19 protein-coding genes and 1 riboswitch are annotated in these 22,125 nt (G+C 59.4%); of the genes, 8 read left to right on the top strand and 11 right to left on the bottom strand.

Annotation, left to right across the window (positions count from 1 at the left end; genetic code table 11):
- Nucleotides 1–43 precede the first annotated feature (43 nt).
- The 3 genes from ABI171_RS18095 to ABI171_RS18105 form a co-directional block, all read right to left on the bottom strand.
- On the bottom strand, nt 44–502 hold the full coding sequence (locus ABI171_RS18095; protein WP_348093928.1) for a hypothetical protein: 459 nt from the start codon (nt 500–502) through the stop codon (nt 44–46).
- 134 nt (nt 503–636) lie between these two features.
- Nucleotides 637–765, bottom strand: coding sequence for a hypothetical protein (locus tag ABI171_RS18100; RefSeq protein ID WP_301280474.1), 129 nt, complete (start codon nt 763–765; stop codon nt 637–639).
- 172 nt (nt 766–937) lie between these two features.
- A complete protein-coding gene (locus ABI171_RS18105) occupies nt 938–2,533 on the bottom strand; it encodes an MDR family MFS transporter (protein ID WP_348093929.1) in 1,596 nt (531 codons plus the stop codon).
- 271 nt (nt 2,534–2,804) lie between these two features.
- Here ABI171_RS18105 and ABI171_RS18110 point away from each other — a divergent pair, with 271 nt between their 5' ends.
- The 3 genes from ABI171_RS18110 (at nt 2,805) to ABI171_RS18120 (ending at nt 6,048) form a co-directional block, all read left to right on the top strand.
- On the top strand, nt 2,805–3,803 hold the full coding sequence (locus tag ABI171_RS18110) for a molecular chaperone DnaJ (protein ID WP_348093930.1): 999 nt from the start codon (nt 2,805–2,807) through the stop codon (nt 3,801–3,803).
- A gap of 170 nt (nt 3,804–3,973) precedes the next feature.
- Nucleotides 3,974–5,404: a chloride channel protein gene (locus ABI171_RS18115; RefSeq protein ID WP_348093931.1), complete on the top strand. Its 1,431-nt coding sequence runs from the start codon at nt 3,974–3,976 to the stop codon at nt 5,402–5,404.
- The gene (locus ABI171_RS18120) at nt 5,401–6,048 is read left to right on the top strand and encodes a methyltransferase domain-containing protein (protein WP_348093932.1); all 648 of its coding nucleotides are present in this window, start codon (nt 5,401–5,403) and stop codon (nt 6,046–6,048) included. Before ABI171_RS18115 ends, ABI171_RS18120 begins: the two co-directional genes overlap by 4 nt.
- Nucleotides 6,049–6,054: 6 nt before the next feature.
- On the opposite strand, the gene ABI171_RS18125 is transcribed toward ABI171_RS18120, so the two are convergent.
- The 8 genes from ABI171_RS18125 to ABI171_RS18160 all read right to left on the bottom strand — a co-directional run bounded on the left by ABI171_RS18125 (nt 6,055) and on the right by ABI171_RS18160 (nt 15,278).
- A complete protein-coding gene (locus tag ABI171_RS18125) occupies nt 6,055–8,310 on the bottom strand; it encodes a mechanosensitive ion channel family protein (RefSeq protein ID WP_348093933.1) in 2,256 nt (751 codons plus the stop codon).
- A gap of 144 nt (nt 8,311–8,454) precedes the next feature.
- Entirely contained in the window at nt 8,455–9,432 is a 978-nt protein-coding gene (denD, locus tag ABI171_RS18130) for a D-erythronate dehydrogenase (protein ID WP_348093934.1), read from the bottom strand.
- Between the two features lie 21 nt (nt 9,433–9,453).
- Nucleotides 9,454–10,242: a 2-oxo-tetronate isomerase gene (gene otnI / locus ABI171_RS18135; protein ID WP_348093935.1), complete on the bottom strand. Its 789-nt coding sequence runs from the start codon at nt 10,240–10,242 to the stop codon at nt 9,454–9,456.
- Nucleotides 10,243–10,288: 46 nt separating this feature from the next.
- The gene (locus tag ABI171_RS18140; RefSeq protein ID WP_348093936.1) at nt 10,289–11,599 is read right to left on the bottom strand and encodes an MFS transporter; all 1,311 of its coding nucleotides are present in this window, start codon (nt 11,597–11,599) and stop codon (nt 10,289–10,291) included.
- Nucleotides 11,600–11,672: 73 nt separating this feature from the next.
- Complete coding sequence (locus tag ABI171_RS18145) at nt 11,673–12,320, bottom strand: aldolase (protein ID WP_348093937.1); 648 nt, start codon at nt 12,318–12,320, stop codon at nt 11,673–11,675.
- A complete protein-coding gene (gene otnK / locus ABI171_RS18150) occupies nt 12,317–13,609 on the bottom strand; it encodes a 3-oxo-tetronate kinase (RefSeq protein WP_348093938.1) in 1,293 nt (430 codons plus the stop codon). The genes ABI171_RS18145 and otnK overlap by 4 nt, the downstream gene beginning before the upstream one ends.
- A gap of 3 nt (nt 13,610–13,612) precedes the next feature.
- The gene (gene ltnD, locus ABI171_RS18155) at nt 13,613–14,506 is read right to left on the bottom strand and encodes an L-threonate dehydrogenase (protein WP_348093939.1); all 894 of its coding nucleotides are present in this window, start codon (nt 14,504–14,506) and stop codon (nt 13,613–13,615) included.
- Between the two features lie 13 nt (nt 14,507–14,519).
- A complete protein-coding gene (locus ABI171_RS18160) occupies nt 14,520–15,278 on the bottom strand; it encodes a FadR/GntR family transcriptional regulator (protein ID WP_348093940.1) in 759 nt (252 codons plus the stop codon).
- Between the two features lie 280 nt (nt 15,279–15,558).
- Between ABI171_RS18160 and ABI171_RS18165 the strand changes: the two genes are divergently transcribed.
- The 5 genes from ABI171_RS18165 (at nt 15,559) to ABI171_RS18185 (ending at nt 22,057) form a co-directional block, all read left to right on the top strand.
- Nucleotides 15,559–16,722: an ABC transporter substrate-binding protein gene (locus ABI171_RS18165; protein WP_348093941.1), complete on the top strand. Its 1,164-nt coding sequence runs from the start codon at nt 15,559–15,561 to the stop codon at nt 16,720–16,722.
- Nucleotides 16,723–16,754: 32 nt separating this feature from the next.
- The gene (locus ABI171_RS18170) at nt 16,755–17,930 is read left to right on the top strand and encodes an HPP family protein (RefSeq protein ID WP_348093942.1); all 1,176 of its coding nucleotides are present in this window, start codon (nt 16,755–16,757) and stop codon (nt 17,928–17,930) included.
- Nucleotides 17,931–17,973: 43 nt separating this feature from the next.
- Nucleotides 17,974–18,228, top strand: a riboswitch (cobalamin riboswitch).
- An 85-nt stretch (nt 18,229–18,313) separates the two neighbouring features.
- Entirely contained in the window at nt 18,314–20,197 is a 1,884-nt protein-coding gene (locus ABI171_RS18175) for a TonB-dependent receptor (protein WP_348093943.1), read from the top strand.
- A 46-nt stretch (nt 20,198–20,243) separates the two neighbouring features.
- A complete protein-coding gene (locus ABI171_RS18180) occupies nt 20,244–21,236 on the top strand; it encodes an iron ABC transporter permease (protein ID WP_348093944.1) in 993 nt (330 codons plus the stop codon).
- A gap of 11 nt (nt 21,237–21,247) precedes the next feature.
- Nucleotides 21,248–22,057, top strand: coding sequence for an ABC transporter ATP-binding protein (locus ABI171_RS18185; RefSeq protein ID WP_348099338.1), 810 nt, complete (start codon nt 21,248–21,250; stop codon nt 22,055–22,057).
- The last annotated feature ends 68 nt before the right edge of the window (nt 22,058–22,125 follow it).

Below are 22,125 nucleotides of genomic sequence, written 5' to 3' on the forward strand. Positions count from 1 at the left end.
AACGTCGACCGTTGCCCCTTTTTATTTCACGCTTTGTTCAAATTTAATAACCTGCATCACGTATCGCATCTTCGGTAGCATGCTTGGCGGCCTCGATCCGATGCATGGCGTGCTGCTGCAAACCGAAGACGCGCGGGTCGTCTTCACGTTGCGCAACGTCGTTGCGGGCGCGTTCCAGCGCTTCCACGGCATCGTGCAGGCGGCCGCGGCGATCCAGACGCGCATCCGGGCGCTCTTCGTGATACACATCCTTGCCGACATCCACGCCCAGCTGCGTGATTTCACGCGTGGCGGCATCGATTTCCGACAAGGCGATCTGCTCGCTGCGGCCCATTACCCAGTTGTCGCCAGGACGATGGTCGATCAGCCAGCGCGCCGCATGCAAATCGGCCAGTGCGTGCAAATACGCGCCGTGATGGCCGGGTTCGTCAGCTTGCGCGGCAAGCGGCAGCACTGCTGGAACAAGCAGCAGGGAAAGTACGAGTTTGTGGATTAATTTCATAAGAGCTCCGTATATATTTTTGTATGGCAACGTATCCGAGCAAAAATTCGTATCTTGTTAATCTGTGAAATTTCTGCTCGGCAATTATAGCGTTGCACTTGCATTGCCCAAGTGCGCTTACCTTTGCTTACGACTTAATAGCGATCGTACGGATGGTAGTAATGCGGGTGGTAATAACCGGGGCCGATAGGCGCCACGATACAGCCGCTCAGCATGGTGCTGAGGATGGTGCCGAGCACCAGTGTGGTAATGAGCTTCTTCATTTTGTCCGTCCTTGCAGAGTGAGTTGCCAGGACTTCAGAATGCCATCGGAAGGCTGATACAGGTGCTTCCAGAACGTGTGAGATGTAACGCTTTGTGAGGTACTGTAGAAGAGGAATTGCAGGCCGGGCTGGCCACACCCGGGCTGCATTATTTGACGAAGATGATGATTGCCTATTCGGCGACTACACCGGGTTCCGGTTTGATGCGCAGGGTAATCGGCGGCACTTTGCTGACCAGCCACAAGGCAATTCCAGTGACCACCACGGCCAGCCCGACACCCATATGGATGGAGCCGATCAGCGCCTCGCGCGCCGCTTCCAGCAACAGCTGGCCCTGATGGCCGGCGCTTGCCAGCTGCGCCAGAACGATGGTCTGGGTCTCGTGGCTGATCAGGATTTGGGGGTCGGAAAAACTGGAAAACCAGTTGTCGGCTTTCTGTTCCGCCAGCGCTTGCCGCACGCTGCCCGCATATAAATGATTGATCAGGGTGCCGATGATGGCGGTGCCCAGCATGCTGCCGATCATGCGCAAGGATTGCATCAGCGCGGTAGCGATGCCGAGATGCTCGCGGCCGGCTTCCTGTTGGATGAAGATGGTCAGGTTTGGCAAGATGAAACCCAGCCCAAGGCCGCCGATCAGCATGAAGCCGGCGATCACGCTGTGCGAAGTCCAGCGGTTCGAAATCACCACGCCAAGACAGGACAGCGCCAGCAGCGTGAAGCCGATATACAGCATCACATTCGGGTTCTTGAGTCTGGTAATGATGCGGCCGTTGGAAATGCTGCCGATCATGATGCAAGCCACCAGCGGCGTGATCAGCAGCCCGGCTTCCTGCGGCGACAGGCCGAAGCCGCCCTGGTACAGCAGCGGCGCGTAAAACATCAGCGAAAACATGGAGAAGCCGCTCAGCACCGAGAGCAGGAACAAGACCGACAATTTGGGATCGAGCAGCAGATCGAACGGCAGGATCGGCTGCGGCGTGTGATGCTCCCATTTCCACAGCGCGACAAAGCTGACGATGCTGGCCGCCAGCAGGCCCAGCATGCCCAGCGACAGGCCGTGCTTCGGCAGCATCTCGACGAACAGCTGCAGGCATCCGAGCGAAGCTGTAATCAGCAGAGCGCCCGGCCAGTCGAGACGGATCTTGGCGTCTGGATGGGTGTGGCGCAGATGCGGCAAATATTTGTAGACGAAGAACAGCGACAGCACGCCGACCGGCAGGTTGACATAAAACACCCAGCGCCAGCCCCAGTACTGCGTCAGGAAGCCGCCGAGGGACGGCCCGACCGCAGTGGCGATACCGAAAGCGGTGCTCATCAGAACCTGCCAGCGCAGACGCACATGTGCCCCCGGAAACAGATCGGGGATACAGGCGAACGCGGTGCCGACCAGCATGCCGCCACCGATACCCTGCAAGCCGCGGGCGATCACCAGCCACAGCATGCTGTCGGCCATGCCGCACAGGATGGAGGCGCCGGTGAACAGGATGATGGAGACAAGTACGAATGGCTTGCGGCCGTAGAAGTCGCCCAGCCGCCCGAAAATCGGCACCGTGATCACCGAGGTCAACAGATAGGAAGTCGCGACCCAGGCATACAGCTCAAAACCTTTCAGTTCGGCGACGATGGTCGGCAGCGCGGTGCCGACCACGGTCGAATCGAGCGCGACCAGCATCACCACGAAGGCGATGCCGAGCATGGCAAGTAATGATTCACGGAAAGGTAAAACCTGGTCGCTCGAATGCGCAGAGGCGGAATGGATAGCCATATTGTTGTTTATCGGCGGAGTCGCCGGTTGGTGGAACGGGGGGTACTGAAATCGACCAGCGCATGACATGATAAAGACAGCGGGACAGTGGCACAGGCGAATTACTTATTGCGAAGACAAGATGATACGCTCCTTGGGCGGTTTCTGCTGCGGCCTGCCGGTATCGCATTGGATGCTGCCGGCAAGGGCAATTTATAATCACGCGTTACCCCATTTTTTTCATCTGAAAAATCAAACGACCAAACGATAATTACCAAGCAATCAGCAATCAATGAAAAAAACAGACACCAAGGCGCTCAACGTCGTCGAACAGGATGGGCAAGCCAGTTTGTCGCCAGGCCAGAAAATATTCAATGACCTGATCAAGAAAATAGAGACTGAGCGCCAGCAACTGGCGGCATGGCAGGACATGATCCTGCAGCACCAGAAACAGTATGTCAGCCAGTTTCAACCTTTGATTCGCAGCTACAACGGGCTGCGGGTGAAACTGGTGCGCACCCTTGACAGGGTCTATTCCGCCAAGGGCTTGAGCAAGAGCGACCAGGAAAAAATCAGCCACGTGATCTGCACTGTCAGCGCCGCGCTGATTGCCGGCGGGGAAGCTGAAGATTTGAAGCCGATTTATAACATGCACAGTCACAGCGACTTCGACGCTGCGGCCGAGGAGGATGCGTCGCAATTCTTGCCTGAGCGGGAGCCTGCGCCAGAGGCAAATGCTGCGTATGCCGGCGAGCGCACCGCCAAGCGCAAGAAGTCGGCGAAGGCCACTGCCAAAGAAGCCGCGCTGGAGGAAGAGCAAAAGAATGTCAGCCAGTCGATTCGGGAAGTCTACCGGAAACTGGCCAGCGCCTTGCATCCCGATCGCGAGCAGGATGCCTTGGAACGAGTGCGCAAGACCGTCTTGATGCAGAGGGTGAATATCGCCTACGACAAGAAAGACCTGCTTGGATTGCTGGAGTTGCAACTGGAAATCGAGCAAATCGACCAGGCCAAGATCAACTCTCTCAGCGAAGCGCGCCTGAAGCACTACAACAAGGTACTCACCGAGCAGGCGGCAGAACTGCGGGAGGAAATTGCCGGCGTCGAGGCTGATTTCAGGACGCACTTCCATGTCGGGCCGAAAGAAGCCTTGTCTCCCGCCTTGGCGATGCGCTACCTGAAAAACGATATCAGAGAGATGCAACAACATATCAATGCGCTCAAAAACGAGTTGCTGGCATTTGATGATGTCAAAAACATCAAGGTTTGGTTGAAAAGTTATCGTATCTAGCCAAATCCCATCTTCGATGGCCACACCTGAGAGTTATCTAAATTGGTTTTTGGCAATACGTAACTGCAGACTTTATCCCTGTTTTACGCTGATTCCGTTGATATGCCAACAGCATGTTAGCGGGAAACACGCAGGGATAATTTATAATCATGTCTTTGCGCCCAAATCCAATGAATCCGTTGCCCCCCAGTTTTTCCGATCAGACGCTGCGTCAGGTGCGGCGCGCTTGGCGTAAATATGGCATTTTATGGATGGGTGCGGTACTGGTAGGCTTGATCGCGGTGCTGTATGCGTGGCTGATGGATGTCGGCTTCAGCATGTTCCGCTCCATGCAGCAGTCGCATTTCTGGCTACCGCTGTTCATTACGCCGGCGGTCGGCGCCTTGTGCGTCTGGGCCACGCGGCGTTATTTCCCCGGCGCCGAGGGCAGCGGGATTCCGCAAGTGATCGCAACGCTGGAAGAAGATACCACCAGGCGCGGCCAGTCGCTCTTGTCGCTCAAGCTGTTGTTCGGGAAGATCGGCGTGTCCTTCATCGGCATCCTGGGCGGCTTCACCATCGGCCGCGAAGGCCCTACGGTGCAGGTCGGCGCGGCCTTGATGTTCAATTTGCGGCGCTTGTATCCACGCGCCAGCGCGGCTCTCGAACGGCGCTTGATACTGGCCGGTGCGGCAGCCGGCTTGTCGGCGGCTTTCAACACGCCGTTGGCCGGGATCGTGTTTGCCATTGAAGAACTGACGCGCAGCTTTGAACATCGCGCCAGCGGCGTGGTGATTACCGTGATCATTTTTGCCGGTGCGGTGGCGCTGGGATTGAACGGTAACTATACCTACTTCGGCACCATCCAGATCGACAGCGCGCTGACCGACATGCTGGCGCTGGCGGTATTGGTGACAGGGATACTGACCGGCCTGGCGGGCGGCATGTTTTGCTGGCTGCTGCTGAATACCAAGCGCTGGATTCCTGCCAAACTGCAGGATCTGCGCAGCAATCGGCCGATTGCCTTTGGCGCGCTGTGCGGGCTGGTGGTAGCGGTGATCGGCGTCATCGCCGGCGGCGCCACTTTCGGCAGCGGCTATGTGGAGGCCAAGGGCGTGCTGGAAGGACATCAGCATCTGTCCGTGTTTTACCCGTTTTTGAAAATGGCGTCGATGGTGTCGTCGTATCTGCCAGGCATTCCCGGCGGGATCTTCGCACCGTCGCTGTCGATCGGCGCCGGTTTCGGCAATTTGCTGCACCAGGTATTTAACAACACCTCGTTGCCGATGCTGATCGCGCTGGCGATGGTGGGTTATCTGGCGGCGGTCACGCAATCGCCGATCACCGCCTTTGTGATCGTCATGGAAATGATCAACGGCCATGCACTGGTGATCTCGCTGATGGCGACCGCACTGATCGCCAGCCGCATCTCGCGCTTCTTTGCGCCGCCGCTGTATGACGCGCTGTCGGAACGCTATCGGGTAGCCTGCGTAGATGCCATGCCGCCGGATATTGAGAAGATTGAATTAAAAAAAACAGAAGTTGAGGAAGTGAAGAATGCGCCAGACAATGAATTGCAAAATGAGCAGAAAAACGAGCAGCGAAACGGACCGGAAAAATGATTAATACTGATATGGTGGCTTACTACGCCAAACGTGCTGCGACTTACGAAGAGATATACCAACGCCCGGAGCGCCAGGACGAGTTGCTGACCTTGCAGGTGCGAGTGCAGGAATTGATGGAAGGCCACGACGTGCTGGAACTGGCCTGTGGCACCGGCTTCTGGACCGAACAGATCGCCGCCACCGCAAAGTCGGTGCTGGCGACCGATGTCAATCCGGAAATGATCGCCGTGGCGGAGTCGAAGAAGCTGCCGGCCGATATAGCGACATTCGCGCTGCAAGACATCAATACCTTCCAGGCGGAGCGCCAGTTCAGCGCCTGTTTCCTGGGTTTCTGGTGGTCGCACGTGGGGCGCCAGGACCAGGTCCGTTTCATCGCCCAGCTGCGTGAAAAGCTCGGCAAGGACATCTTGCTGGTGATGATCGACAACGGCTACGTCGAAGAGCAAAGCACGCCGATCGCCCGTACCGATGTCCATGGCAACACCTACCAGTTCCGTACCTTGCCCAACGGCGAGCGCTACGAAGTCATGAAAAATTTCCCGACCGACAGCGGCTTGCGCAAGAAACTGGCGCCGATCACGCGTGAACTGCGCATCTTGCGCCTGGAATATTACTGGCTGCTGAGCTGCCGTATCAAATAACTTCGCTTATGGCTTCGCGCTGGCTGCGGGCGCCGCTGGTGTCGCAGGTAGCTCCGTTGCGGCGCTATCCGGCGCTGCAGACGGTTCCACCGCGGTCAGCGGGAAGTTGGCCCACTCGGTGGCGAATTGCACGTTCGGATCGTCGTCCACCTTCTTTTTGATGCGCAGATTAAAGCCGCGCATCACTTCGCTCTGGGTTTGCGGCTTGGTGCGGATGCCGGCCAACAGCGCCACCCCGTTCAAATCGAAACCGTTGACGCCGTAGATCTCGATGGGCTGCAACAGCAGGCGGCGCAGGCGGCGGTCCTCCAGCATTTCAGCGCCGGTTTCGCGCATCAGCCGCAGCGCCTGGTCAACATCCGAATTGTGCGTGATGTTCAGCTTCAGCGAGGCGTAGGTATATTCGCGGGAATCGTTCTTGATTGCCGTGATTTGCGAAAACGGCACGCTGTGCACCGAACCGTTGCTATCGCGTAGCTTCACTGTGCGTATCGTCAGGCTTTCAACCGTGCCGGCATGACCGTTGCCGACATCGACCCAGTCGCCGACCGACATCGAATCTTCCACCAGGATGAAGACGCCGGTGATCAGATCCTTCACCAGCGATTGCGAGCCGAAGCCGAACGCCAGTCCGACCACCCCGGCCGAGGCCAGCAGCGGCGTCACGTTGATGCCGAGGTTGGCCAGCGTGGTAATGACGGTGATAGTCAGGATCAGTAGCATCAGCGCATTGCGCAGCAAGGGCAGGATGGTGCGCATGCGCGTGCTGGGATTCTTGCGCGCATAGCGGCTGTTGCGGCTGGGAGTGATTGCTTCCTGGATGAAGGTGTCGAGCAGGATCCACACCAGCCATGCCACTACCAGGGTAACGCCGATCTTGCCGAGGGCGGCCATGATCATCTGGCCGATCAGGGTGGCGTTGGCAAAATCCAGCAGAGAATGTTCCCAGATCCTGGTCAGCAATTCAAAGAAGCCGATCCACAAGACTAGCTGCACCAGGCTGAAGCCGACGTTACTCAAGCGCAGGATATATGGCGATTGCCGGCGCAAGGGGGAGGAGGCTAGCTTGCGGCTGCGGGTACGCTGCAGCAGCGCGCTGAAAAAGAACATCGCGACCAGTAGCGCGGCGCTGCTCAAGGCGTGATTGAGGGCGGAATTGCTGCTGGCCAGGTCAAGCAACGTAGCGATGCTGACGCTGAAGCTCAGCAGCAGGATCGGCACATACCAGAGCGCCGCGATCACTTCCAGCGTTTCCATGCGCGCCGGATGGTCGCGCCGCACCGCCAGCGGCCGGTTGCGGATGATATGCGCCACCGGACGCCTGAACAGCAACGCGAACACTCCGCCCAATATGGCGGCCACCAGGCTGGACAGGGTAGAGACGACATCGGACAGGTGCACGCCGATGATCTGGTTCACTTGCGGATTGTTGAGCGCATCGCCCAGCCAGCCGGCGCAGCCGATCACATATAACAGGCGCCAGCCGCGGTTGAACATGATATGCACGGCCACCATGCGGTGGCCGCCGTGCGATAACATCATGATGATCGCGCATACTGCCTGGAACAGCCGTGCGCCGACCAGCGTGTACAGCAGGATAGTCGCCAGTGTCCGTCCCAGCGACGGTCCATGCGCCGATTTCAAGATGATCACCACAATGATTTCAACCACCAGCGCCAGTAAAAACGGTGCAATGTGACGCCAGATATATAGTAGCAACTCTTTGAAGCTGGGGTCGGCCGGCAATGCCGTGTCGACCTTGAAATACTGATGCAGCCGCTTGCTGGTGTAAAAAATGATGAAAGCGACTACGCCGAACAGCGCGATCATTCCGAGGAAGCTGGTCAACACCTGCCAGCCGGTTTCATGCTCCTGGCGCTGGAGGATGGTCGTCAGGTCTTGCCAGGCAAGGGAAAACTGGGTGGCCCAGTATTTTTCCGGGGTGACCACTTGATGCAGGTGTGCCTGGAAAGCGTCGAGACTGTTGGAAATCAGCCCCATGAAACCCTTTTGGCTCGGCGAGGCTTCGCTGTTCTGCTTTTCCGCCTGGATCAGCGTCGCCACCAGGCTGCCGGTGGCGGGGTTGCTTTGCAATACCTTGGATAGCGAGTCCAGCGGCGATGGCGCGGCGGCGGGGGCTGCCGGCGTGCTGGCTGCAGTGGCGGCAGCCTGGGCTGGGGCGCCGTTTGCCAGCAGCAAGCAAAACAGCAACAACGCGCCCCGAAGCAAACGGACTAGGTGCTGGAAGGAGCTGGTCTTCATGTCGGCTAGGCAAAAGTCATAAAGTGACAATCTTACCGTACCGCTGCCGTATGAATCACAAGGATCACCAGACCGGGCCGAATTGGACCATGTCAAAAAAACATGGTGCGGCCGACTGGCCCTCTCCGAGTGGCCGTCATAGGCTTATGCCGCCGGTAAGTCATCCTCGATATAGGCCCGCACCACTTCATCGAAACTGCTTTCGCCGACGAAGCCCAGGTCGATGGCGCGGCTGGCGTCCCAGGCCCCCGGCCAGCTTGAGATAATCCGGTCGATGGCCGGATCATGCGCCCATTCAATCCGTGCGGCGACTTCCTTGCCCGCGACGCGCTCCAGCGCCGCGACCATTTCCGCCACGGTGACCGAGATTCCCGGCAAATTGATGGTCCGGCTTTTACCCAGAATATCCGCAGGCAAGGCATAACCATGGATCAGGCAGGCGATCACCTTGCGCGGCGACAGCAGCCACAGCCGCACGTCCGGCCCGACCGGGCATATGGCAGGCTGGTCGTTGAGCGGTTCGCGGATAATGCCGCTGGCGAAGGAGGAGGCGGCCAGATTAGGCTTGCCGGGACGCACGCTGATGGTCGGCAGGCGCAGTACGCGGCCGTCGACAAAACCCTTGCGGCTGAAATCGTTTAGCAGCAGCTCGGCAATCGCCTTTTGCGCGCCATAGGAAGATTGGGGATTGACTGCCGTGTGATCCTGCACCACGGCCGGCAGCACGCCGCCGAATACCGCCACCGAACTGGTGAAAATCACACGCGGTACGTGGCCGCAGGCGCGGCAGCGTTCCAGCAGCAGGCGCGAGGCATCCAGGTTGATGCGCATGCCGAGATCGAAATCCGCTTCCGCCTGGCCGCTGACAATCGCCGCCAGATGGAAGATCGCCGCAGTCTGGGTGGTGATCACCCGTTCCAGTAAGGCGCTATCGGTGATGTCGCCGGTGACCTGTTCAATCCGCGCATCGTCGAAACCGCTGGCGGCGACCACGTCCACCAGGACGATCTTGCTAATGGTTTGCAACTGACCGCTACGGTCCGGCAAAGTACCTTGTTTAAGCAGGCTACGCGCCAGGCGCTGGCCCAGAAATCCGGCGCCGCCGGTGATGAGTACTTGCATAGGGATTCCTTTTGAAAAATCTTAAAGCCAGGGTTTGAGCCAGCCCAGCCCTGCGGAAGTACCGGCGCGCGGCCGGTATTCGCAGCCGACCCAGCCCTGGTAGCCGAGCGTATCGATCAGCTCGAACAGGTAGGGATAATTGATCTCGCCGATATCCGGTTCATGCCGATCCGGCACGCCGGCAATCTGGATATGGCCGATGCCGGCTTGCGGACGCAGCATGTCGCGCTTGAGCTTGACCGCCAGGTCACCCTCGACGATCTGACAGTGATACAAGTCAAACTGCACTTGCAGGTTGTCGCAGCCGACTTCGGCGCAAATCGCTTGTGCCTCGTCCTGGCGATTCAAGAAGAAGCCGGGAATGTCGCGGGTATTGATAGGCTCGATCACGATGGCGACGCCATGGACCGCAGCTTGCGCGGCGGCGTACGCCAGGTTTTCCAGATACACCGCGCGGTGGCGGGCGCGATCCTGCTGCGGCTGGATCAGGCCTGCCATGACGTGCAACTTGCGGTTGCCGAGGACTTGCGCGTATTCCAGGCCGGTGGCGACGCTGCGTTTGAATTCGTCTTCGCGTCCCGGCAAGGATGCCATGCCGCGCTCGCCGCCGGCCCAGTCGCCTGGCGGCGCGTTGAACAAGGCTTGCGTCAAGCCGTTGTCCTGCAACCGCGCATGGAGCTCGGCGGCGGCATGCTCGTACGGGAACAGAAATTCCACGCCCTTGAAACCGTCTTTGGCTGCAGCCGAAAAGCGGTCGAGAAAGGCATGCTCGTTATACATCATGGTCAGGTTGGCGGCAAAACGCGGCATGGCAAACTCCCGTAAAAATCTTGAAACCATCTTGAAAAACAAGCTGTCAGCGATTCACCATTTTAGGCGGCGTCTTCAAGATCGCAATGGCGCCGATCACCAGCATCGCGGCCAGCATGAACATGCCGGTCTGGTTGTTATGTGTGTTGTCCTTCAGCCAACCGACCAGGAACGGACTGACGAAACCGGCCAGGTTGCCGACCGAGTTGATCACTGCAATCCCCGCCGCAGCGCCGGTGCCAGACAGGAAAGCCGTCGGCAGGGACCAGAACAGCGGTGAGCAGGTCAGCACGCCCATCGCCGCCAGCGACAGGAAGGTGATGGCAATCACGGTATTGTCGGCGGCGATCGCCGAGACGATGAAGCCGACCGCGCCTAGCAGGGCAGGCACGATCAGGTGCCAGCGCCGTTCACGCAGGCGGTCGGAGCGGCGGCCGATCAGGATCATGGCGAACACTGCGCAGATGAACGGAATCGCGCTGATCAGGCCGATCTTGAAATCGCCGACAACGCCGGAAGCCTTGACCAGGGTCGGCAGCCAGAATGTCAGGCCGTACTGGCCCATGACGATGCAGAAGTAGATCAGGCACATATGCCAGATGCGGATATCCTTGAACACGGCGGCAGTCGTTTTCGGGCTGTGCTTGTCCTTCTGGTCGGCGCGGATTTCCGACTCCAGGAAATCTTTCTCCGCTTCGGTCAGCCACTTGGCTTTGCGGATGCTATTGTCCATCACGAAAAACACCGCAATCCCGACCAGGATCGCCGGCACCGCTTCGATCATGAACATCCATTGCCAGCCATGCCAGCCGCTGGAACCGTGGAAAGTCTGCATGATCCAGCCCGACAAGGGATTGCCGAAAATGCCGGAAACCGGAATCGCCGCCATGAAGGTGGCGACCACCTTGGCCCGCCGGTGCGAAGGAAACCAATAGGTCAGATAAAGGATGATGCCGGGATAAAAGCCGGCTTCCGCCACGCCCAGCAGGAAGCGCAAGACGTAGAATTGGGTAGGCGTCTGCACCCAGGCAAAGCAGGCCGACAGCAAGCCCCAGGTAATCATGATGCGGGCGATCCACAGTTTGGCGCCGACCCGGTTCATGATCAGGTTGCTGGGCAGCTCGAACAGAAAATAGCCGAGGAAGAATATGCCGGCGCCGAGGCCGAAAATGGTTTCGCTGAAGCCCAGGTCCTGCGACATCTGTAGCTTGGCGAAGCCGACATTGACGCGGTCCAGATAGGCCACCACGTAACACAGCATGATGAATGGCACGAAGCGCCAGAATACTTTCTTGTACAGATTTTCGGCTTGTTCGGCCGGCAGGCTCGCGCTGGCCTGTGTGATTGTTGCGGACATCTTGTCTCCACCCATTAAGATTTTATGAATTCCGGATGTTTCTATTGTTTGAGCTTGAAATCGAGTTTGAAACTTACCAGCGTGCGCCAAATACCTGATACAACTCGTCCAGTGCCGCGGCGCTGAGCGGCTCCGGTTTGTCCTTCAACATCATCCACAGCTTTGCGGTTTCTTCCAGTTCTTCCAGCGCGAACGCCGCTTGTGAAACGCTTTCATGCCACACCACAGGGCCAAGCCGCTCCAGCAACACGCCGCGCACCGAAGTGGCCAGCAGCCTGACCTGGTCCGCCACTTGCGGATCGCCGGGATGGCAATACGGAATCAGCGGAATCCGCCCGACCTTCATCACCTGATATGGCGTGATCGGCGGCAGCACATCCTGGTCATGCCAGACGCCGGCCAAGGTCAACGCCACCAGATTGGTCGAATGGGTATGCACCACCGCCTGCGTCTGCGGGTTGTTGTCGTAGACTGCGCGGTGCAAGGCCAGCGTCTTCGATGGTTTGTCGCCGCTGACCCATTTGCCGCTCAGGTCAACCTTGGCGATCTGCGCCGGCGTCATCCTGCCGAGACAGGCATCGGTCGGCGTGATCAGCCAGCCATCGTCCAGCCTGGCGCTGATATTGCCGGCGGCGCCGACCGTGTAACCGCGTTGATACAGGCTGGCGCCGGTTTCGCAGATTTCCTCGCGCAGCGCCTGCTCTTTCAGTGATGTGTTCATAGACGTGTATCGCCCAGATGCCGCAGCGCCTTTTCAAAAAAAACCGCACTCCCGAAATTGCCGGACTTCAGCGCCAGCGCCAATGGCGTCGCGCCAGTAGACGCCGTAGCCGGCACGCCCGGATCGATTTGCGCGCCTATTCGCAACGCGTGCACGCCGAGCGCCTTGACCACCGCGCCGGAAGTTTCGCCGCCGGCAATCACGAAACGCCGTACGCCTTGCGTGAGCAATGCCGCGGCGATCTCGGCCAGCGCCTGCTCGATCAGCAAACCGGCGCGCTCGACGCCTAGTTCGGCCTGTACTTGTTTCACTTGTTCCGGCGTGGTGGTGGCGTAGATCAAGGCAGGTTGCTGTTGCAGATGCTGGCCGGCGAATGCCAGGGCTTGCGCCACCACCGGCTCGCCGCGCGCCAGCGCCAGCGGATCGATGCGAAACGCCGGCCGTTTTTCCAGCCAGGCGCTGACCTGGGCATTGGTCGCCATTGATGCGCTGCCGGCCAGTACGATAGACAAGCCGTCTACGGCAGGCAGTTCGGCGGCTTTGCCATTGTGCGGATTCAGCAAACCGGCGCGGACGAAATTGCCTGGCAGGCCCAACGCTATGCCCGAGCCACCGGTGACCAGCTGCAAGTCTGCACAAGCAGCGCCGATGGCGTACAGATCCTTATTTTCCAAGGCATCGACGATCGCCACCCGTACGCCTTGTTGGCGCAATGCGGCAATCTCCGCATGAATCTTGTCGCTTCCTTGCATAACCACCGGGTAGCCGATCAATCCGACTTTTGATGGGGTTTGCGCTTGCAATACGCGCACCAGGTTGGGATCGGTCATCGGCGTCAGCGGATGATTCTGCATTCCCGATTCACTCAGCAGCTGGTCCTGGATAAACAAATGGCCGCGATACAAAGTGCGCCCGGTTTCCGGAAACACCGGGCAGGCAATCGTGAAATCGCTGCCCAGCGCTTGCAGCAAGGCGTCGGTAACGGGGCCGATATTGCCCTTCGCGGTGGAGTCGAAGGTGGAACAGTATTTGAAGAAAAACTGGCGGCAGCCTTGCCGTTGCAGCCAGCTTAGCGCGGCCAGTGAATCCGCTATCGCTTCATCGGCGGGAACCGTGCGCGATTTCAGCGCCACCACGATGGCGTCGACATCTTGCGGCGCGGTGTCCGGCACGCCGATGGTCTGTACGGTGCGCATGCCTTCGCGCACCAGCATGTTGGCCAGGTCGGTGGCGCCGGTAAAGTCATCGGCGATGCAGCCGAGCAGGGGAGCGGTTTGTTGTGTCGGCACGCTTTACTCCTGCGCCGCCGGCAACTGGATGCCCGGGAAAATCTTGATCACCGCAGAGTCATCCTCTGCGCCATGGCCGGCAGTCGAGGCCATCATGAACATCTGATGTGCGGCAGCGGAAAGCGGTAAAGGGAATTTGCTGGCGCGTGCGGTATCCAGCACCAGTCCTAGATCCTTGACGAAAATATCGACCGCCGACAGCGGCGTGTAGTCGGCTTTCAGGATATGCGGCACGCGGTTTTCGAACATCCAGGAATTACCGGCGCTGTTGGTGATGACCTCATACAAGGCATCGGCGTCGACGCCTTCACGCAGCCCCAGCGCCATGGCCTCAGCGGCGGCGGCAATGTGCACGCCGGCCAGCAGCTGGTTGATGATTTTGACCTTGGAGCCGACGCCATGCGTATCGCCCAGCCGGTACACCTTGCCGGCGATCGCGGCCAGCACTGCTTCGCCCTTGGCGTAAGCGGCGGCCGGTCCGGAAGTCATCATGGTCATTTCGCCGGAAGCTGCACGCGCCGCGCCGCCGGAGAGTGGCGCGTCAAGCAGATACAACTGCTGCGCCGCCAGCCGTTCACCCAGCTTGACCGCATATTCCGGCGCCACGGTGGCGCTGGCAATCACCAGGCTGCCCGGGCGCATCGCAGCCACGGCGCCTTGCTCGCCGAACAGCACCTGCTCGGTTTGCGCGGCGTTGACCACCACGGTAACTACCACCTCGCATTGCGCGCCGAGTTCGGCTGGCGTGCTGCAAGCGATGCCGCCTTCGCTTGCAAATTGCTGCAACACTTCGGGGCGCACGTCGCATGCATATGTGCGCAAGCCGGCGCGCAGCAAAGAACGGGCAACGCCCAAGCCCATGGCGCCAAGGCCGATTACACCTACGTTGATAGTCATGTTGTGATCCTGTTTAGCGGGTTTTTGAAGCGCTTTTGGTTTTTACTTTTTGTGAAGCCTTGGCGTCAGCCGCACCTTGAGCAAGGCGCCGCGCCGCATTGAACATATGATTTTGCGCCGCATTGCGCGCCGCCAGCGCATCGCCGGCGCCGATGGCGGCGGCAATCGCGGCATGCTCTTCATAGACCTGCCGCATGAAATCGTCGCGCCGCGCTTCGTTGCTGCGGGTGACTGCGGTTGCGGCTTCCAGATACTGGCTGAGGAAGGCCAGGGTTTGCAGCAGGAACGGATTGCCGGTTGCTTCAGCAATGCTGCGATGGAACATCACGTCGGCCAGCACGCCGTCGCCGCCGGCGTTGACGTCGGCTTCGATGCCTTTCAGGGCGGTCTCGATGGCTTTCAGCTGGCGCGGGGTGCGGCGGGTGGCTGCCAGCGCTGCCACTTCGGCGTCGATGGCGCGCCGCAGCTCGACAATTTGCAGAACCGCATCGGCCGATGAAGCCTGGTCGAACTGGATCCGTAATGGGCGCAAATGGCCTTGTTCGCTGACGTAGACGCCGCTGCCCTGGCGCGGTTCGACCGCACCCTCGTTCTTTAATCGGGAAATGGCTTCGCGCACTACGGTGCGGCTGACGCCGAATTGTTCGGAAAGCACCGGTTCGGTCGGCAGCTTGGCGCCGGGGCCGAATTCGCCGGTTTGTATTTTTTTTAGCAATTCCTGGGCGACGGTATCGCTCAGGGAAGTCCGGTTGGCATTCAGTTTATTGAACATATTGTCTCTTCCGCGTACATATTTTTATCATAATGTGACCATATCATCATATGAATTATTGAAAAAATCAAGACTTGTTTCAATGCAGCTTGATGCTAGCGCAAACATGGCGGTTCTTGCTTTACGTCAATGATTGACTTGATTTTAATGCTTATGATCGGACGCTATAGCGCAAGCAAGGGGTAGGCGGGAGGGTGCCCCCGAATACATTCCAGTAGAATCCTGTCTATCTGGAAACGCACCCGCATTCCATTGTCACCGCTATCAGGATCGCTATCCGATGAATAAAATCATGCGCCGTAGTTTCGTTCCCTTTGCCATCCTGGTCGCCGCTTTCAGCAGTCCGGCGCTGGCGCAAATCAAGATCGGCGTGGATATTGCCATGACCGGACCGGCAGCGGCCATCGGCGCGCCAACTAAAAATGCCATCCTTCTGTGGCCGAAAGAAATCGCCGGGCAAAAGGTCGAGTACATCATCCTGGACGACGCCTCCGATCCTACCAATGCCGTGCGCAATGTGCGCAAGCTGATCAGCGAAGAAAAAGTCGACCTGATCGTCGGCCCCAACACCACGCCGGCGGCGCTGGCCTTGATCGACGTGGTAGCCGAGGCTGGCACGCCGATGGTGGCGTTGGCGGCATCTGCATCGATCGTCGAACCGCAAGACGCCAAACGCGCGTGGGTATTCAAGCTGCCGCAAAATGACTCGCACATGGCCACCATCCTGACCCGGCACATGGCCGACAACGGTATCAAGACGGTCGGCTTCATCGGCTTTGCGGACGCCTATGGCGACAGCTGGTGGCGTGAATTTTCACACCTGGCCGAGCTGCGCAAAATCAAGATAGTCGCAAGCGAACGCTATAACCGCAACGACACCAGCTTGACCGGACAGATACTCAAGATCATGTCGGCGCAGCCGGACGCGGTGTTGATCGCCGGCTCGGCGACGCCGGCGGTGCTGCCGCAAAAGACCTTGGTCGAGCGCGGCTACAAGGGACGGATTTACCAGACCCACGGCATCGCCACCGCGGATTTCCTGAAGGTTGGCGGCAAGGATGTCGAAGGCACTTTCTTCCCGACCGGCCCGGCCGTGGTGGCCAAGCAGCTGCCGCTTGCCAATCCGGTCAGGAAGACCGCGCTGGATTTCACCCGCCGCTATGAAGCCGCGTATGGCGTCGATACCATGACCCAGTTTGCCGCCGATGCCTGGGGCGCCTATATGCTGATCGCAAATGCCGTTCCGCAGGCGTTGAAATCCGGGCCGCCCGGCAGCAAGCAATTCCGCGCTGCGCTGCGCGCAGCGTTGGAAAACACCCACGACCTGATCATTCCGCAAGGCGTGGTCAACATGAATCCCAAGGATCATGTAGGGCTGGACCAGCGCTCGCGCGTGATGGGACGGATTGTGAATAACAAATTTACCTACGCTTACGGCGGCTAAGCCACCATAAAGAAAATCGAAAGCAACAGAAGATGAGTGTGTTCCAGTTGTGGTTGCGTGGATTCGTTCCCGGCCCGGTCGCGGTCAACGCCACCGAGCGCTTGCGCGCCTGTTGCGGCGCCTTGCTGGGGATTCTGCTGACGGGGCTGGTGAGCCACTGGGTGCTGGGTCCGGGCGCGCCGTTGCCTTTGCTGATTGCACCGATGGGCGCTTCGGCCGTATTGCTGTTTGGCGTGCCGGCCAGCCCGCTGGCGCAACCGTGGTCTATCATCGGCGGCAATCTGGTGGCGGCTGTGATCGGCGTTGCCTGCGGGCGCTGGATTCACGATCCCGTATTTGCGCCGGCGATTGCAGTTTCTGGCGCGATTGGCGCCATGTTTGCCTTGCGCTGCCTGCATCCGCCGAGCGGAGCAGTGGCATTGACTGCGGTGTTGGGCGGGCCGGCGATTACCGGCCTTGGTTTTCATTTTGTATTGACTCCTGTGCTGCTGAATTCGTTCTTGCTGCTGTTGGTGGCGCTGCTGTTCAACAATGCCACCAAGCGCCGCTATCCGCATAGCGCTCACCTGGATCCCGCCAAGCTGCATCACACCAGGGACCAGCCCAGCGGCGCCCGGGTTGGCTTCACCCGGGCCGATCTGGATCATGTGTTGCTACAATACAACCAAGTGCTCGACGTCAGCCGCGACGATCTGGCAAGCCTGATCCTGCAAACCGAAATGCACGCCTATCAGCGCCGCTTTGGCGCGATTACCTGCGCCGACATCATGTCGCGCGATATCGTCAGCGTTGAATACGGCACTTCGCTGGAGGATGCCTGGGCCCTTTTGCTGAAGCATCGGATCAAAGCACTGCCGGTGATCAATTCGGCGCGACGCCTGATCGGCATCGTCACACAGACCGATTTCATGCGGCAGGTGGATTTGCAGGTATACGCCGGCTTCGACCAGAGGCTCAAACAATTCCTGCGACGTACCACCGGCACCCATTCGGACAAGGCAGAAGTTGTCGGCCAGATCATGACTGCCGCAGTAAAAAGCGCACTGTTTTCGACACATATCGTCGAACTGGTGCAGCCTTTATCCGATTCCGGTATTCACCACATTCCGATCGTGGACGATGAAAACCGGCTGGTCGGGATGGTGACGCAGTCGGACATGGTGGCCGCCTTGTACCGGGGCAGCGCGAACGTGTTAACTACACATTAACCACACTTTACACTGCGGCAATTGCCGCCAACCGGCGCCGGCCTTACAATGGCGAGGTTTTGGTGCACGCGGACATGTCCATGTCCGCAGTTAAACGGGAAACACGGCGCTGGCATTAAACTGCCGGCCAACGTGTGCTGCCCCCGCAACGGTAAAACAAGCGTCGCCGGTCTCCATCCATCACGGATGATGCCGAGCGACAGAGCGCATCTCGAACCACTGTGCAGCAGGCTGGCATGGGAAGGTTATGCGCTCCGGCTTGTTAGCCCGGATACCGGCCAGATCAGGGGGAGTAAGGAGCGGGCGCCTGTGCGCCGGTTCGTTACGACTGTTGCAACCGGGCTTGCGGGGAAGCAGGCCGGGGACTCTTATCTTACCTGTACATGACCTTATCTTTCTCACGTCGCTCCGGCGCGACCTTGAAGCCGCTCGCGCTGGCTTCGGCGATTCTTTCTTGCAGCTTCAACTCTGCTTTTGCGCAATCCACCCAAGACCAGAACCTGGTGCCGGTAGTCGTTACCGCCGCCCGCGTCGAGCAACCGCAAACCGACGCCTTGCCGCACACTACCGTGATCAGCGCCGAAGACATTCGCAATTCGCAAGCGCCTGACTTGCCGGCCTTGCTGGAACGCGAAGCCGGCATCCAGATCACCCGCGTCGGTGGCCCGGGCCAGCAGGCATCGCTGTTCATGCGCGGCGCCAATACCTCGGAAACCCTGATCATGATCGATGGCGTGCCGATCCGCCGCCAGGCATCCTATGGTTTGCCTGCTCTTGAAAATATCTTGCCAGACCAGATCGATCATATCGAAATCGTCCGTGGCAACGTCTCGGCGATCTATGGTTCCGGCGCCATCGGCGGCGTGGTGCAGATCTTTACCAAGCGCGGCAATGGCGCGCCGGCGTTCAATGCGTCGGTCGAGGCCGGATCGCGCGGCACTTATCAAGGCGACGTGGGCGTGAGCGGCAAGAGCGGCGATACGCGCTATGCCTTGGCGTTGACGCGCTTCAAGACCGACGGCTTTTCGGCACAGAATCCGGCACAAAGCCCGAACGTCAATCCCGACCGCAACGGCGACGGCAATACCAGCATCTCTGGTTCGGTATCGCAAGAATGGAGCAAAGGCAACGAAATCGGCGCGCGCATTTATGCCAACGACGCCAAGTACACCTTCGACGATGCCTACGGCACGCCTACCGACCAGAACCGCGGCCATTCCAAGAGCCAGACGATCTCGCTGTTCTCCAAGAACAGCTTCACCCAGGACTGGACTTCGACGTTGACCTTGTCGCAAAACGTCAACCGCGACAATCTCGACGACCTGACCCTGTTCGGCAACAGCAGCAACGGCTACAAGAGCACGCAAAACCTGCTGCAATGGGCCAATGAATTGCGCTTGTCGCCAATGTGGACAGCTACCGCCGGGGTTGACGCCGGCCGCGAAAAGGCGGATGTCGACGCCAACAGCAGCTACGGCAATTCCAGCAACAGCTATTCACGTTCGAGCTCCAGCCTGTATGCCGGCGTGCTCGGCAAGATTGGCGCCAATCAATTGCAACTCAATCTGCGGCATGACCAGGTCGGCGGTTCCGGCTCGGACAATACCGGTTACCTCGGCTACGGCTATGCGCTGACCGACAGCGTCAAGCTGATCGCCAACGCTTCGACCGCTTTCAACGCGCCGACGCCGGTGCAATTGTATGACCCGCTGTATGGCAACACCAACCTCAAGGCGGAGCGTTCGAAGTCCTACGAGCTGGGCGTGCAATACGCGGCCGGCGGCGCCTTGTTGCGCGCCACCTTGTTCGATACCCGTACCCGCGACCAGTTCGGCTACGACCCCGTGACTTTCCGCGCGATCAATATTGCACGTGCAAAAAACCAGGGGCTGGAGCTGAGCGCCAGCGCTACCTTGGCGGAAATCGACTGGCGCGCCAGCCTGACCTTGCAGAACCCGAAAGACGAGTCGACCGGTCAAACCCTGGTGCGACGCGCCAAGACCCTTGGTTCCGTCGGCGCCTCCAAGAGCTTCGGCGCCTGGCGTATCGGCACGGATGTGCAATACACCGACAGCCGGTCCGATATCCCTGGCAATCCGCAACTGGCGCCGTACTGGCTGACCAACGCCAATGCGCGTTACCAGCTGACCAAGCAGATTTCACTGTTCGGCCGCATCGAAAACCTGTTCAACCGCGATTATCAAACCGCCTATGGCTATAACCAGCCATCACGCGGACTGTTCGTTGGTGTAAATTGGCAGCAGTAAACTGATAGTTAGATGTGACCAGCCTACCAACGGATCGACCACGCCATTGACCAGCATCACCACCTTGCGCCGCGCCATTCTTATCCTCTGCTGCCTGACGGCAGTCGCGGTATTGGCGCTGTCGCTTGCGGTTGTCTGCGGCAGCAGCGGTTGTGGCCGGCCTTTGGTAGCGGATCAAATCTACCTGTCTTTGCGTTTACCGCGTGCATTGACTGCATTTATTGTCGGCGGCTTGCTGGCGCTGGCCGGGGCGTTGATGCAGGTGTTGCTGCGCAATCCGCTGGCTGATCCCTACGTGCTCGGTTTGTCCGGCGGCTCTGCCGCCGGCGCTTTATCGGCCTTGTTGGTGGCAAGTCATTTCGGTTTTACGGGCGATATCGCCGCTGCCTTGGGCGCGGCGCTGGGAGCGGGGCTGGCGGTATCGCTGCTGTTCAGCCTGGCGCGCCAGGCCTTGCGCCAGCTACCCAGCGTGGCCCAGCATAGCGGCCACCGTTTGATTTTGACAGGCGTCATGATCGCCGCCGGCTTCGGCGCCATCGTGACGTTGGTGCTGACCCTGGCGCCGGATGCGCAACTGCGCGGCATGCTGTTCTGGCTGATGGGCGATCTGGAAGATGGCCGTCTGCTGTTGCCCGCTGCCGTGCTGCTGGCGTTGATCCTGATTTGGAGTATTGTTAATGCGCAGCAGCTGAACCTGCTGGCGCGCGGCGAAGGTTTCGCACAACTGCTCGGCGTGCCGGTGTTGCGGCTGCGCTGGATGACCCTGGCCGCAGCCTCGCTGGCCACCGCCGCGGCAGTCACCGTGGCCGGTACGATCGGTTTTATCGGGCTGGTGGTACCGCATGCTATCCGTCTGTTGGTTGGTAATGACCAGCGTATCTTGTTGCCTGCCAGTGTGCTGGCCGGCGGCGCGGCGCTGGCGCTGGCCGATCTCGCTGCACGTACGGTCGTAGCGCCGACGCAGTTGCCGGTGGGCGTGATCACCGCTTTGGTTGGCGTGCCAGTATTTTTATGGCTGCTATCACGCAACCGCGCATGAGGGGCCGCATTATGACCCAATTGATGAGCGAATTCACAGCGCCGCTGCTTTCCGCTGAACAGTTGAGTGTCAGCGTCGATCACAGGATGTTGTGCGAGCGGCTGGATTGGCATGTCATGCCTGGACAGTTCTGGTGCGTACTGGGCCGCAACGGCATCGGTAAAACTACATTATTGCATACGCTGGCAGGACTGAACCGGCCCGCCGGCGGCCGCGTGTTAATCCGGGATAACGATATCCAGGACATCAAGCCGCAGCAACTGGCGCGTCTGCGCGGCTTGCTGGCGCAGCAGCAGGCCGATGCATTTTCCAGCAGCGTATTATCGGCAGTGATCGCTGGCCGCCATCCGTATCAGTTTGGCTTCGGCTGGGATCGCGAGGATGACCGGGCGCAGGCCTTGCAGGCCTTGCAGCAAGTCAAGATGGCTGGATTCAGTGAGCACGATGTATTGCGGTTATCGGGCGGCGAGCGGCAGCGCGTGGCGCTGGCGACCTTGCTGACGCAGGATCCGTTGTTGCTGATGCTGGACGAACCGACAGCGCATCAGGATGCGGCGGCGCAGATTGTAGTGATGGAGCTGTTAAGTCGTTTACCGGGGAACAAGGCGGTGATCGCCGCCTGCCACGACATCAACCTGGTAGCGCGCTACGCCAGCCATGTGCTGTTGCTGGGCGATGGCCAGACCTGGCAAGGCAGCGTTGACAAAGTGCTGCAGCCCAAGCTGTTGCAGGCGGCATTCGGTTGCCCGTTTGAAGTGGTGGAAAACGGCAGGCGGCGTCTGTTCATGCCGGTTGCGGAGACATCTTCAGTATCAGCTTGAGCTGAAGGCAGGTTGCTGTCCGCGGTAAAAGACACGATCTGATCCAGTTCCAGCACGGTTGTCATCAG

It is taken from the genome of Collimonas sp., from assembly GCF_039923675.1.
Classification (GTDB): domain Bacteria; phylum Pseudomonadota; class Gammaproteobacteria; order Burkholderiales; family Burkholderiaceae_D; genus Collimonas.